This window comes from Streptomyces sp. LARHCF249, from assembly GCF_052871255.1.
This window is the reverse complement of record NZ_JBIXJQ010000005.1, coordinates 407,744-421,108: the sequence shown is the minus strand read 5'-3', so window position 1 is coordinate 421,108 and position 13,365 is coordinate 407,744. Positions and strand designations below refer to the sequence as shown.

Here is a 13,365-nt window from a genome sequence, read left to right as displayed (position 1 = left end):
CCCACAAAGAGTCGGTCCTCACGCTAACCCCCACCCGCTGATCAAAGTCCTCGCGGCACGGCATGCGGCTATGTACTCTGAGCACGCTTCAAACCTGAGCAAGTTCAAAAACGAAAAATGGGGGGGCCGGTGCGCAATCGCCGACTCGTAATTTCCGCTGCCGTCGTGGCTGCGAGCATGGGTCTCATACCGGGGGCGGCCCAGGCGGATCCGGTGGCGCCGGGCAAGAAGGGCATATCCGCACCCGATGTGGACCTGGACAAGGCCGCGGCGGAGAACTTCAAGACCTTCAAGAGCTCCGCCGAGCGCTCGGTCCGCACGTCCGCGGGCGACAAGGCGACCGCGCAGTCGGCGGTCAACGCGAACCTCGCGGTCGAGCTGGCGGCCTACAACGTGTCCGCCCACTCGCTGGAGCTGGACACCACCATCACCAGCGATCCGAACCGGTACGTCGACGCCGTCATCAACTGGGGCGACGGCACCACCAGCAACGAGACCGCCTACGGCAGCACGACGATGACCACCGCGCACAACTACGCGGAGCTGGGCACCTACACCATCACGGTCACCGCGAAGGACCGCGCCGACGGCACCACCGTCTCCAACTCGGTCGAGATCCTTACCGCGGGCTCGGACTTCACCCCGTACGGCCCCACCCGTCTGCTGGACACCCGCAGCGGCATCGGCGCCGCCAAGGCCAAGATCGCCCCGTACACCACGGCCCGCGTGCAGATCGCCGGCAACGGCTCCATCCCGGCGGGCGTCACGGCCGTGGTCCTCAACCTCACGGTCACCAACACCACCAGCGGCGGCCACGTCACGGCGTTCCCCTCGGGCGCGGAGCGCCCGATCACCTCGAACGTCAACTTCGCCCCCGGCCAGACGGTGCCGAACCTGTCGGTCGTGCCGGTCGGCGCGGACGGCTACGTGGAGCTGTACAACGGCGGCTGGGAGTCGATCGACCTGATCGCCGACGCCACCGGCTACTTCGCCAAGGCCGCCTCCAGCGGCTACACCCCGATCGCCCCGGTCCGCTTCGCCGACACCCGCGACGGCACCGGTACGGCCAGGGGCCAGCTCGCCGGACAGTCGTCGTTCGGCCTCCAGATCGGCGGCAGCCGCGGCGTGCCCTCCGGCATCACCGCCGTGGCGCTCAACGTGACCGTCACCAACCCGCGCGAGGCCGGCCACCTGACCGCCTACCCGAGCGGTCAGGCGGCGCCGAGCGCCTCCAACGTGAACTTCAGCGCCGGGCAGACCATCGCCAACGCGGTGATCGTCCCGGTCGGCGCCGACGGCAAGATCAACGTGCGAAACGGCGCCTGGGCCGGGACCGACGTCATCGTCGACGTCGTCGGCTACTACAGCCAGGCGAGCGAGAGCGCGTACCTGCGCCTCAAGCCGACCCGTGTGTTCGACACCCGCGACCCCAACGACCCCATCCAGAACACACCCGTGTGGGCCTACGACTTCATCCCGATCGACTTCGCCTCCAAGGCCCCCAACCGCACCGGCTACGTGCTGAACACCACCGCGACCAACACGGCCGCACCCGGGTTCGTCGCGGTCGCACCGGATCCGAACTACCGCTGGCAGTACGACAACGGCTCGTGGACCTGGCCTCCCGCGCCCAGCTCGTCCACCCTCAACTTCACCCCGGGCAAGACCGTCCCGAACCTGGTGCAGGCGAGCACGGGCTACACGGGCATCATCGACTTCTTCAACCAGTCGGACGAGGACATCGACATGGTCGTCGACATGTTCGGCTACTACGACAAGGACTGATCCACCGGCAGCCGGCGGATCCAGCGCCCCGGGAAGGCCTCCAGGCCGTCCCCGGGGCGCTGCCCGTTCCGCCCGCACGCTAGCCTCGCCCCGACACCAGCTGGGAGGAGCCGTCATGAACGCACAGGTTCGGCAGGACCATCCGCAGGAGCGGGCCCACGACGTCGTGCTCTTCGGCGCCACCGGGTTCGTGGGCGCGCTGACCGCCGAATACCTCGCGGCGCACGCGCCCGCCGGCTGCCGCTGGGCCCTCGCCGGCCGGGACCTCGCCAAGCTGGAACGGCTGCGCGAGCGGCTGGCCGCCATCGACCCGGCCTGCGCCGGGCTGCCGCTGCTGCGGGCGGACGCCTCGGACGCCGGGTCGGTGCGCGAGCTGGCCGCGTCCACCCGGGTGCTGGCCACCACCGTGGGCCCGTACGTCTGGTACGGCGCGGAGCTGGTCGCCGCCTGCGCCGAGGCGGGCACGGACTACGTGGACCTCACCGGGGAGCCGGAGTTCGTGGACCGGATGTACGTCGAGCACGACGCGCGGGCCCGGGAGACCGGGGCGCGGATCGTGCACGCCTGCGGCTTCGACTCGATCCCGGCCGACCTCGGGGCGTACTTCACGGTGGGGCAGCTGCCCGAGGGGGTGCCGCTGCGGGTCGACGGGTTCATGCGGTCCAACGCCCTGTTCTCCGGCGGCACCCTGGCCTCGGCGCTGACCGCGCTGGGCCGCGGCCCGCAGACCCTGGCCGCCGCCCGGGAGCGGCGGCTGCACGAACCCCGGCTGCTGGGGCGCCGGGCGCGCGGGCCGGTGGGTTCGCCGCGGTTCAGCCGGGAGACGGGCGCCTGGGCGCTGCCGCTGCCCACGCTGGACCCGCGGATCGTGGCCCGGTCGGCGGCCGCGCTGGAGCGGTACGGCCCCGACTTCCGCTACCGGCACTACGCCTCGGTCAAGCACCTGCCGGTCGCGGTGGGCGGTGCGGCGGCGGTGGGCGCCACGGCGGCCCTGGCCCAGGTCCCGGCGGCCCGGCGGTGGCTGATGAACCGCTGGGAGCCGGGCCGCGGACCGGACGCCGAGCGGCGGGCGCGCAGCTGGTTCAGCGTGCGGTTCGTGGGCGAGGGCGGCGGCCGGCGCGTGCTCACCGAGGTGTCGGGCGGCGACCCGGGGTACGGGGAGACGGCGAAGATGCTGGCGCAGTCCGCGCTCTGCCTGGCCTACGACGCCCTGCCGCAGGCCGCCGGACAGCTGACGACGGCCGTGGCGATGGGCGACGCGCTGATCGCCCGCCTCCAGAAGGCCGGTATCACCTTCCGGGTGGCGGACGCCCGCTGAAGGGGGGTCAGCCCGATCCCGCGGCCTCGCGCAGGGCGCGGCGGCACAGGGAGTCGGCGTGCCGGGTGGTCTCCGGGATCCGGAACCGGGGGCTGAGGGCGAGGACGTGGGCGCAGGCGTTGTCCAGCGACACGCGGTGCCCGACGGAGACGAACACCGGCTTGATCCCGTCCTGGGTGCGCAGCGCCCGGCCGACCTCCGCCCCGTCGGCGGCGACCAGCGGGGCGAAGTCGCCGCGCCGGGCGCCCGGTTCCCCGTACGTGAAGGTGAACGGGTTCTTCGCGACCCCGACGGCCGGGAGCCCGGTGACCACGCCGAGGTGGCAGGCGAGGCCGAAGCCGCGGGGGTGGGCGAGCCCGTAGCCGTCGCAGACGACGAGGCCGGGCGCGGCGGTCAGCGAGTCGAGGGCGGCCAGTACGGTCGGCAGCTCGCGGAAGGCGAGCAGCCCGGGCACGTAGGGGAAGCTGACCTGCCCGACGGCGGTGGCCTCCTCGACCACCTCGAGGGTGGCGGCGTCGAGCACCACGGCCGCGGCCGCGACCAGGTCGCGCGCGTCGTCGTAGGCGACGTCCACTCCGGCGACCAGCCCCCGGCCGGGCGGCGGGCCGGGCTCGGTGAGCACGACCTGGTGGCGTAGTTCGTCCTGTATCGCCCGGGCCTCGGCCTCGTCGGCGGGGGTCTTCGTACTCGTCATGATGGAGCGAGAGTAGCCTGGCGATCATGTTCGTCATGGAGCTCACCTACACCGCGCCCGTCGAAGCCGTCGAAGACCACATGGACGCCCACATCGCGTGGCTGGACGGCTACTACGCCGCCGGGGTCTTCCTCGCGTCGGGACGCAAGGTCCCGCGCGACGGGGGCGTGATCCTGGCCGGCGGGGTGTCCCGCACCGAGATCGAGAAGATCGCGGCCGAGGACCCCTTCACGGTGGCGGGCGTCTGCGCCTACCGCATCACGGAGTTCATCGCCACGAAGACCTCGGCCGACCTCGCGACGGTCCGCGAGAACCCGGCGGCGTAGGGATGGCCGGCCCGCACCCGCGCACCGCCGTTCCCGCCGACGTACCCGAGCTGATCCGGCTGCGCGCCGTCGCCCTCGCCTCGCTGGGCATGGACCCGGGCCCGCCGGACGCGGCCTGGCGGACGACCGCGTACGACTGGTTCACCGAGCGGGTCGGCGACCTGCCCGGCATGCGCTGCCTGGTCGTCGGCGGCGCACCCGGGGAACCGCTGCTGGCCACCGGCATGGCCTGGATCACCCACCACCTGCCCGGTCCGCAGTCGCCGGACGGCCGGCGGGGCTACCTCGACGGCATCGTGACCGACGAGGCGGCCCGCGGCAGGGGCCACGGCCGCCGGATCGTCGACGGACTGGTGGGCTGGCTGGAGGGGCTCGGCATCGGCTACGTCCAGCTGCACGCGAGCGCGGACGGCGAACCGGTGTACCGGGCGGCGGGCTTCGTCCCCGGCCGCTACCCGGGCATGGACCGGATCACCCCGATCCCCTGATCAGCCGCGTTCCAGGCGGGCCACCCGGCCCTTCTCCCCGGAGGCCCAGCAGCCCGTGTCCGGGGCGCAGTCGACCGTGTCGAAGGAGCCGGCGTCCAGCGGCTGCCAGGTGCGGCCGCCGTCCCGCGTCAGGTCCGTGCCCGTCGGCCCCACCGCCAGCGCCGTGCCGCGGCTGTACGGGTACCAGGCCGCGCCGGACCGGTAGGCCGGCGGCGGGGCTGCCGCCTGGCGCCAGCTGCGCCCGCCGTCGGTGGAGACGGCCGCCGCCTGCGGGGAGGCCTGCCCGGTGCGGTAGTCGCCGCCGACCGCGAGGCCCCTCGTACGGTCGCGGAAGGCCAGGGCGAAGACGCCCCGCGCCGGGTCGCCCGCCGGGACGGTGGATTCGGCGGCCCGCCAGGTCAGCCCGCGGTCCGCGGAGTGCAGCACCCGCGCGGCCGGTCCGCCGCCCGTGGCCAGCCAGACATCGCGCGGGCCGGCGCTGACCAGGCACTGGCCGCTCGCCGCGAAGCCCGCCTCGCCGGGCAGCGCCGGCGGCATCCCGGTGTCGGGCAGCACCCGCCAGCTCCGCCCGCCGTCGTCCGTGGACAGGATGCGGAACCTGCCGTCCACCGGGTCGCTCATCGCCAGCCCGTGCCGGGAGTCGAAGAAGGTGAGGCAGTCGTAGAAGGCGCGCGGGTCGGGGTTGCGGAAGGTCTCGGTCCAGGTCGCGCCGCCGTCCTCGGTGCGCAGGACGCGGGAGGCCTCGCCCTCGCCGATCGACAGGGCCACCGCGCGCCGCGCGTCGAAGGCCTCGACATCGCGCAGTTCCAGGCCCTCCGCGACGGCGCCCGGCGGCGAGACGTCCTGCCAGCTGCGGCCGCCGTCCACCGTGCGCAGGACGGTCCCCTTGGAACCGGCGACCCAGGCCGTGGTCCGGCTGACCGCCGCCAGCCCGCGGAAGCGGACCTGCTTGCCGGTGTCCTTCAGCGCCCAGCCCGCGCCGCGCAGTTCCGCCGGCTCTCCGGCCGCGGACGCGTGGGCTGGTGCGGCCAGTAAGCCCACCGCCAAAGCCGCCGCGCACATGCCAACTCCCAGAAGTCTCATGGCGCCGGAAGCTAACGCACGCCCGATCCCCCGTCCAGGGTGCGTCGCCCGCAGCGCTCCGGCGCTGCCCGTCGGGGCTCCGGTACCGGCTCGCCGGCGGCCCAGCGCAGGAGCCGGACCGGTCCGGCCCCCGCAGTACGCGATCCGGCCGCACGGCTGGTGCCGCGTGGTGAACTGAGCGTGACGACCGCGGACGGGACGGTCCGCAGGGAGGCCCGGGCCGTGCTTTGCGCCTGTGGAGTGAGCGGTAACCAGCCCTTCTGCGGCCCCTCCGGAGCATGCGGCCCCGACTGATCGTCCTGCCGCCGCACCCGCCCGACGGTCACTCTGTGCGATCACACAGACAGGTTCCGGCCAATCGGTGACACAGCTCACGTCAGCTCCCATGCACGGATTTGCCGATTCCGGCGTCTATCGGGTTGCCGGGTTCCACCCCACAGCCCGGCAGCAGATCCGCCGCAAGGGAGTGAGCCGTGATCACTGTCATCGAGCAGGCCGTACAGGCCCGTCTGGTCGCCACCGCGCCGAAGGTCGAGACCGTTCCCGTCACCCTCTGCTACGACCGCGCGGATCCGTTCGCCGTGCGCATGGCCTTCCCCGCCCCGGCCACGCTGGAGGGGATCGAGGTCTCCTGGACCTTCTCGCGCGAGTTGCTGGAGTCCGGGCTGGACCGCCCGTCCGGCTGCGGCGACGTGCGCGTGCGCCCGTACGACGGCGACCGCACCACCATCGAGTTCCACGCGCCCGAGGGCGTGGCGATCGTCCTGATGCTCACCGCCGAGCTGCACCGGTTCCTGGAGCGGGCCTCGACGGTGGTCCCGCCCGGCCTGGAGCACCTGTACCTCGACATGGACCACAGCCTGGCCGAGCTGATGCGCGACACCTGCTGAGGCACCGAGCCCCTAATTCGTTTGCGGGCGGCCTCGGCCGCCCGTAGCTTCGTGATCGACCCATTGCCGTCGAAACGGAGCAGGACATTGCTCGTCTGAGGTTCGAGACACCGGCCACCACCGTCTGACAGCCGGCCGTCTCCCCGCGTTGCACGCACCATTCACGCAACCTGGAGGCCTCCATGAGCCACGCCCCTGCCTATCTCACCTGCTCCGCACTCTCCTTCGACTGGCCCGACGGCACCCCCGTGTTCGAGGGGTTCCAGCTCGTCGTCGGCCCCGGCCGGACCGGCCTGATCGGGCTCAACGGCTGCGGGAAGTCCACTCTCCTGAAGCTCATCGCAGGTGAACTGACGCCCACCGACGGCCAGTTGTCGGTCGCCGGCAGCGTCGGGTACCTCCCGCAGAACATCACCCTCGACACCGCCCTGCGCGTGGACGAGGCGCTCGGCATCCGGACCGCCCGGACCGCCCTGCACGCCATCGAGGCGGGCGAGGCCACCGAGGCGAACTTCACGGCCGTGGGCGACGACTGGGACGTGGAGGAGCGGGCCCTGGCCACGCTCGACCAGCTCGGGCTCGCCCGGATCGGCCTGGACCGGACCGTCGGCGAACTCTCCGGCGGCGAGTGCGTCCTGCTGCGGCTGGCCGCCCTGCTGCTGGCGCGCCCCGACGTCCTGCTGCTGGACGAGCCCACCAACAACCTGGACCTGCGGGCCCGCGGCCGGCTGTACGCGGCGGTGGAGTCCTGGACCGGAGTGATGGTCCTGGTCAGCCACGACCGGGAGCTGCTGGAGCGGGTCGACCAGATCGCCGATCTGCGCGACGGCGAAGTCCGCTGGTACGGCGGGAACTTCACGGACTACGAGGAGATGCTCGCCGCCGAGCAGGAGGCGGCCGGGCGGATGGTCCGCGTGGCGGAGGCCGACGTGCAGCGGCAGAAGCGCGAACTGGCCGATGCCCAGGTCAAACTGGCCCGGCGCAAGCGGTACGGACAGAAGATGTACGACACCAAGCGCGAGCCGAAGATCGTCATGGGCGCCCGCAAGCGGGCCGCGCAGGAGTCGGCCGGCAAGCACCGCATCATGCACACCGAGAAGCTGGCCCAGGCGAAGGAACGGCTGGACCAGGCGGTGGAGGCGGTCCGCGACGACGATGCGATCCGGATCGAACTGCCCGCCACCCAGGTCCCGCCGGGCCGGCGCGTCCTGACCCTGAGCGATCTGCGGCTGGCCCACGGGGCATCCGTACCGGGCGAGTGGGAGATCCGCGGTCCCGAACGGATCGCCCTGGTGGGCCGCAACGGCTCGGGCAAGACCACCCTGCTGCGCACGGTCGCGGGGCTGCTCGCGCCGGAGTCCGGGGCGGCGGTGACCCATGTGGCCGCGCGGTTCCTGCCCCAGCGGCTGGACGTGCTCGACGAGACCCGGTCGGTGGTGGAGAACGTGGCGCGGTTCGCCCCGCAGGCCACGAACAACCTGATCCGGGCGCGGCTGGCGCACTTCCTGTTCCGGGGCACCCGGGCGGACCGGCCAGCGGGGACCCTGTCCGGCGGCGAGCGCTTCCGCGCGGCGCTGGCGGCGCTGCTGCTGGCCGAGCCGGCTCCGCAGCTGCTGATGCTGGACGAGCCGACGAACAGTCTGGATCTGGCCAGCGTGCGGCAGTTGACGGACGCGCTGGACTCGTACGAGGGGGCGCTCGTGGTGGCCAGCCACGACGTGCCGTTCCTGGAGTCGATCGGCATCACCCGGTGGCTGCTGCTGGACGGCGAGCTGCGGGCGGCCTCGGCCGAGGAGGTGCGGGAGACGCTGTGGCACGACTGATCCGGCGGCGGACCCGTGGTCGGCGGCGCGTTCGTCGCGGTGGGCGCTAACAGGGCAGTAGCACCCAGGACTTGGTTCCTCCCATGGAGGTGAGGACGGGGGTCAGCCCCCAGTCCCCCGCCGCATGCCTCGACGGCTGCGGCGAGCAGCCACATCCCGCGGCTGCGGCTGCGCCGGCACTCCTCGCTCGTCTCGGGCGAGGAGTGCGCGGGGTGCTGGTCGTGGACGGCGATCCGCAGCGCGTCGAACTGCCAGCGCAGCTTGAGCAGCAGCTGTTTGTCGGGCGTGAAGCGGTGTGCGCACGCGACGAGTTCGGAGGCGGCGAGCGCCGCGGTGTCGCACAGGTCGGCCAGGCCGTGCCGGGTGAGCAGGGAGCGGACGACGGAGCGGGCAGTTCCCGCGCAGTAGGCGCCGCCCGGCAGTCCTATCGAGTAGTTCAGCCTCTGCGCCTCGGGGGGTATCCGCCCGGGTTCGCGGACCGACCGCAGGCCGGGTAGGTGCACCGTCATCCCCGACTCCTCGCGGAGTTTGCGCAGCTCGGCGCCGAGCCGCTGCTGCCGCGCGGTCGGCGTGCTCCTGGGTGGGCCGCGGCCCTCCTGGGGGTGGACCGCACCCGCATCCCGAACATCGAATCCGGTCGGATCGGCATCAGCGCCGAGCGCGTCCGCACCCTCGCCTTCAACTACGACTGCCCCGACACCGGCCTGGTGGACCTGCTCGCGGCGATGGCGCAGGAGCGGGACAAGGGCTGGTGGGAGCAGCACCGCGGGATGCTGCCGCCGGCCCTGCTCGACATCTGCGAACTGGAGCACCACTCCGCCGAGTTGCACACCGCCGTCACCACGCACATACCCGGTCTGCTGCAGACCGAGGCTCACGCGCAGGCGGTCTTCGACACCGCCGACCCGCCGCTGCCGCAGCCGGACCTGCAGGCGCGGCTGGCCCTGCGGATGAGCCGCCAGCAGGTGTTCGCCCGGGAGCGGCCGCCGCTGTACGAGGCGGTGGTGCACGAGGCCGCGCTGCGGATGCAGTTCGGCGGGCCCAAGGTGGCCCGGGCGCAGCTCGAGCACGTCCTGGCCCAGTCGGAGCGGGCGCGTACCACGGTGCTGGTCATTCCCTTCGCGGCCGGCGGCTTCCCGGGCGCGGGGCAGTCCTTCACGTACGCCGTGGCCGCGACGCGCCGGCTGGACACCGTGCAGCTGGACAGCTCGCACGGTTCGATGCTCCTGGACTCGCACATGAAGCTGCTGCGGTACCGCGGGCTGCTGGAGCGGCTGCGCTCGCTGGCGCTGCCGGCCGGCGCCTCCCGCGATTTCATCCACGCGATCGCACAGGACCTCTGACCGGATCCCACGACATGATCACCGAAACGACCCCCGCCCCCACCGCCGCGGCCTCCCCCTCCGCCGCCGAGATCTCCTGGGACGGGGCCTTCTGCAGCGAGGGGGCGAACTGTTTCCGGTTCGGTCTCGACACCGAGGGAAGGCCTACATCGGAACGACGGAGTCCGCCGCGTACGTCACCGACTCGGTCGACACCCTCCGGGCCCTGATCTCGGCCGTCAAGGCGGGAGCGGCGGACCACCTGGTGGCGTGACTTTGGCCCTGAGATTCCCCCCTCAAGGCTCCTTCAAACTGCACAGATAACTGGATGTAACCGGTCATACCCCTGCCTGGGGCTTGGCTGGTCCTGATGTCGCGCTTAACCTACGACTCCGTAGGCTACGGAACCGTAGGTAATTCGCTTTGCACCCAGGAGTACCCGTGACGATCACCTCTCCCCACCTCGGCAGCTCTGAGGCGTGGACCGACGCCAAGCTGCTGTTCGCGCTGGAAGAGGTGGTCGAGAAGGAGCTCAACCGCCATCTGAAGGTCACCAAGGACTGGATGCCCCACGAGTACGTCCCGTGGAGCGACGGCCGGAACTTCCCGGGCTTCTTCGAGGACGGCGAGGCCTGGGACCCCCAGCAGTCCAAGGTCACCGAGATCGGCAAGATCGCGCTGGTCGTGAACCTGCTGACCGAGGACAACCTGCCCAGCTACCACCACGAGATCGCCTCGCTCTTCGGCCGCAACGGCGCCTGGGGCACGTGGGTGCACCGCTGGACGGCCGAGGAGGGCCGCCACGGCATCGTGATGCGCGACTACCTGCTCGCCTCGCGCGCCGTGGACCCGGACAAGCTGGAAGCGTTCCGGATGCAGCACATGTCGGAGGGCTTCGAGTCCGACAACCGCCACTCCATGCTGCACTCGGTGGCGTACGTCGCCTTCCAGGAGCTCGCCACCCGCATCTCGCACCGCAACACCGGCCACCAGTCCGGTGACCCCGTGTGCGACCGGATGCTGGCGCGCATCGCGCAGGACGAGAACCTGCACATGGTCTTCTACCGCAACCTGCTGGGCGCGGCCTTCGAGCTCGCCCCGGACCTGACGATGCAGGCCGTACGGGACGTCGTGGTCAACTTCCGGATGCCCGGACACGGCATGCCCGGCTTCGAGCGGATGGCCGCGCAGATGGCGATCGGCGAGGTCTACAACCTGCGGATCCACCACGACGACGTGCTGAGCCCCGTGATCCGCTTCCTGAAGATCATGGACATCGACGGCCTCGGGCCGGACGGCCAGAAGGCCCAGGAAGAGCTCGGCCTGTTCATGAACGGCCTGGACTCCGAGGCCCGCAAGTTCGACGAGCGCCTGGCCGCCCGCGCGGCCCGCCTCGCGGCCCGCAAGGGCTGACGGTCCTACGTCGTTCCGCCCCGGCAGAGCAGCGCTCTGCCGGGGCGGCTTCGCGTCATGGCCCCTCGGTGCCGGCGGACGCGGTCAGCTGGGGCGGGGCCGCAGGGCCAGGCGCTCGGACTCCGAGAGGCCGCCCCAGACGCCGAAGCGCTCGTCATTGGCCAGGGCGTACTCCAGGCACGCCGCACGCCCCTCGCACGCCCCGCACAGCCGCTTCGCGTCGCGCAGCGACGAGCCGGGCTCCGGGAAGAAGAAGCCCGGGCCGGTCTGGGCGCACAGGGCGAGGTCGTACCAGGCGGTGGGGGTGGCGGCAGTGGTGTTCATCGACATGCCGGTGATCCTGTCCGCCCTCGATGGACGTCCGATCAACGCTCGATCAACACCAGGTCACGCGGCTCCCCCCGGCGGTGGCGCCGGCACGCTGGCGATGACCGCGAACCGCGCCCCGGAGGGGTCCGCCAGCTTGGCCATGCGGCCGACTCCTTCCAGGGAGACCGGCGTCATCCGGACCTTGCCCCCCGTCTCCTCCGCCTTCGCGGCGGTCGCGTCGCAGTCCGCCACCTCGAAGTACGGGGTCCAGTACGGCCTTCCGGCGTCCTCCACGGGATCCGTGGCGAGGGGGACCAGGCCGCCGACGGCCGCCTCCTCCGTCGTGCCGGCCGGTCTGACCGTCGTGTACGTACCGCCGTCGAACGGCACGCCGCCGATCTGCCAGCCGAGGACCGCGTGGTAGAACTCGGCCGCCGCGTCGATGTCGCCCGTGTACAGCTCCGTCCAGCACAGGGAGCCGACCTCCGTCACCGCTCCCAGGCCCGTGTTGCTCCCCGGCTGCCACACCCCGAAGCCCACACCCTCCGGATCTGCGAAGACCGCCATCCGGCCGGAGTCCATGACGTCCGCCGGCTGGAACCTCACCGTGCCGCCCGCGTGGGTCACGGCGGCCGCCGTCGCGTCCGCGTCGGCGGTCTGGAAGTACACCTGCCAGGCGGCCGGCCCCTGGTCCGCGGGCACGGCCATGCCGCCCGCGACCGTCTTGTCGCCGAGGCGGAACATGCCGTATCCACCGGCCTCCTCGCCGCCCGCCCGGAAGTCCCAGCCGAACAATCCCCTGTAGAAGGCGGCGGCCGCGCCGATGTCCGGTGTACCGAGGTCCACCCAGTTCGGGGAGCCGTTCTCGTAGTCGGTGGTGAGCATGGTCAGTCCTCGTGCTTCTTCGCGCGGCTCGGCTGGACGCGCTTCGGTTCGCCCGGCATCTTCGGGTAGTCCGGGGGGTAGGGCATGTCGCCCAGGCCGTGTTCGTGTTCGTCGCGGGCCGCGAGTTCGAGTACGGCCTCGAGGGTGAAGGCGTGGTCGTCCATGTCCGCGTGCAGGTCGCCCAGTTCGGCGAAGCGGGCCGGCATCGTCACGATGTCGAAGTCGCGCGGCTCCGCGTCGTCCACCTCGTCCCAGCGCAGGGGTGCCGACACCGGGGCGTGCGGGCGGGGGCGCACGGAGTAGGCGGAGGCGATCGTGCGGTCGCGTGCCGTCTGGTTGTAGTCGACGAAGATCCGCTCGCCGCGCTCCTCCTTCCACCAGGCCGTCGTTACCTTGCCCGGCATGCGGCGTTCCAATTCGCGGCCGAGGGCGATGGCGCACCTGCGGACCTCGGTGAAGGTCCAGCGCGGCTCGATCGGAACGAAGACGTGCAGACCGCGGCCGCCCGAGGTCTTGGGCCAGCCGCGCAGCCCCAACTCATCGAGCAAGGCGCGCAGTTCGTGCGCGGCTGCCACCGCGTGGTGGTAGTCGGTGCCCGGCTGGGGGTCGAGGTCGATCCGCAGCTCGTCGGGCCGGTCGGTGTCCTCTCGCCGCACCGGCCACGGGTGGAAGGTGAGGCAGCCCAGGTTGGCGGCCCACAGGACGGCGGCCGGCTCGGTCGGGCAGATCTCGTCGGCGCTGCGGCCGCTCGGGAAGGCGATGTGGGCGGTAGGGATCCAGTCGGGAAGGTTCTTCGGCGCCCGCTTCTGGAAGAAGGATTCCCCTTCCACCCCGTCCGGGTAGCGTTCCAGGGTCGTCGGCCGGTTGCGCAGGGCGCGGGTGATGCCGCCCGCGACGGCCAGGTAGTACTCGGCCACGTCCCGCTTGGTGAGGCCGCGCTCGGGGAAGTACACCTTGTCCGGGCTGGACAGCCGTACCGTCCGCCCGCCCGCGTCCAGCTCGATGGCATTGCCGGCAGCACCCATGTGC

The 13,365-nt window shown here is 72.3% G+C and carries 13 protein-coding genes; 8 read left to right on the top strand and 5 right to left on the bottom strand.

What is annotated here, in order from left to right; genetic code table 11:
- Positions 1-177: 177 nt before the first annotated feature.
- Together ACIPUC_RS16825 and ACIPUC_RS16820 are read left to right on the top strand one after the other, a co-directional pair.
- The gene (locus ACIPUC_RS16825) at positions 178-1,785 is read left to right on the top strand and encodes a hypothetical protein (RefSeq protein WP_446590139.1); all 1,608 of its coding nucleotides are present in this window, start codon (positions 178-180) and stop codon (positions 1,783-1,785) included.
- Positions 1,786-1,900: 115 nt separating this feature from the next.
- On the top strand, positions 1,901-3,103 hold the full coding sequence (locus ACIPUC_RS16820) for a saccharopine dehydrogenase family protein (RefSeq protein ID WP_446590138.1): 1,203 nt from the start codon (positions 1,901-1,903) through the stop codon (positions 3,101-3,103).
- Positions 3,104-3,110: 7 nt separating this feature from the next.
- Here the strand turns inward: ACIPUC_RS16820 and ACIPUC_RS16815 are convergent, their stop codons facing one another.
- Positions 3,111-3,797 carry an endonuclease V gene (locus tag ACIPUC_RS16815; protein WP_446590136.1) on the bottom strand — a complete coding sequence of 229 codons (687 nt, stop codon included), beginning with the start codon at positions 3,795-3,797 and terminating at the stop codon, positions 3,111-3,113.
- A 26-nt stretch (positions 3,798-3,823) separates the two neighbouring features.
- Here ACIPUC_RS16815 and ACIPUC_RS16810 point away from each other — a divergent pair, with 26 nt between their 5' ends.
- Positions 3,824-4,123, top strand: coding sequence for a YciI family protein (locus ACIPUC_RS16810; RefSeq protein ID WP_446590135.1), 300 nt, complete (start codon positions 3,824-3,826; stop codon positions 4,121-4,123).
- Between the two features lie 2 nt (positions 4,124-4,125).
- The gene (locus ACIPUC_RS16805) at positions 4,126-4,611 is read left to right on the top strand and encodes an N-acetyltransferase family protein (protein ID WP_446590133.1); all 486 of its coding nucleotides are present in this window, start codon (positions 4,126-4,128) and stop codon (positions 4,609-4,611) included.
- Here the strand turns inward: ACIPUC_RS16805 and ACIPUC_RS16800 are convergent, their stop codons facing one another.
- Positions 4,612-5,694 (bottom strand): WD40/YVTN/BNR-like repeat-containing protein, encoded by a 1,083-nt coding sequence (locus ACIPUC_RS16800; RefSeq protein ID WP_446590132.1) that lies wholly within the window; start codon positions 5,692-5,694, stop codon positions 4,612-4,614. It abuts the gene before it with no gap.
- Between the two features lie 473 nt (positions 5,695-6,167).
- Here ACIPUC_RS16800 and ACIPUC_RS16795 point away from each other — a divergent pair, with 473 nt between their 5' ends.
- The 4 genes from ACIPUC_RS16795 (at position 6,168) to ACIPUC_RS16780 (ending at position 11,142) form a co-directional block, all read left to right on the top strand.
- The gene (locus ACIPUC_RS16795) at positions 6,168-6,584 is read left to right on the top strand and encodes an SsgA family sporulation/cell division regulator (protein ID WP_446590131.1); all 417 of its coding nucleotides are present in this window, start codon (positions 6,168-6,170) and stop codon (positions 6,582-6,584) included.
- Between the two features lie 182 nt (positions 6,585-6,766).
- The gene (locus ACIPUC_RS16790; protein ID WP_446590130.1) at positions 6,767-8,407 is read left to right on the top strand and encodes an ABC-F family ATP-binding cassette domain-containing protein; all 1,641 of its coding nucleotides are present in this window, start codon (positions 6,767-6,769) and stop codon (positions 8,405-8,407) included.
- Positions 8,408-8,904: 497 nt separating this feature from the next.
- A complete protein-coding gene (locus ACIPUC_RS16785) occupies positions 8,905-9,750 on the top strand; it encodes a DUF5753 domain-containing protein (protein ID WP_446590128.1) in 846 nt (281 codons plus the stop codon).
- Between the two features lie 420 nt (positions 9,751-10,170).
- Positions 10,171-11,142 (top strand): acyl-ACP desaturase, encoded by a 972-nt coding sequence (locus ACIPUC_RS16780; protein WP_446590127.1) that lies wholly within the window; start codon positions 10,171-10,173, stop codon positions 11,140-11,142.
- A gap of 84 nt (positions 11,143-11,226) precedes the next feature.
- Here the strand turns inward: ACIPUC_RS16780 and ACIPUC_RS16775 are convergent, their stop codons facing one another.
- Genes ACIPUC_RS16775 through ligD form a run of 3 tightly spaced genes read right to left on the bottom strand, consistent with a single transcriptional unit; the run spans position 11,227 to position 13,361 of the window.
- On the bottom strand, positions 11,227-11,472 hold the full coding sequence (locus ACIPUC_RS16775) for a WhiB family transcriptional regulator (protein ID WP_446590125.1): 246 nt from the start codon (positions 11,470-11,472) through the stop codon (positions 11,227-11,229).
- 57 nt (positions 11,473-11,529) lie between these two features.
- Positions 11,530-12,336 carry a VOC family protein gene (locus tag ACIPUC_RS16770; protein ID WP_446590124.1) on the bottom strand — a complete coding sequence of 269 codons (807 nt, stop codon included), beginning with the start codon at positions 12,334-12,336 and terminating at the stop codon, positions 11,530-11,532.
- 2 nt (positions 12,337-12,338) lie between these two features.
- Complete coding sequence (ligD, locus tag ACIPUC_RS16765; RefSeq protein WP_446590123.1) at positions 12,339-13,361, bottom strand: non-homologous end-joining DNA ligase; 1,023 nt, start codon at positions 13,359-13,361, stop codon at positions 12,339-12,341.
- Between the last annotated feature and the right edge of the window lie 4 nt (positions 13,362-13,365).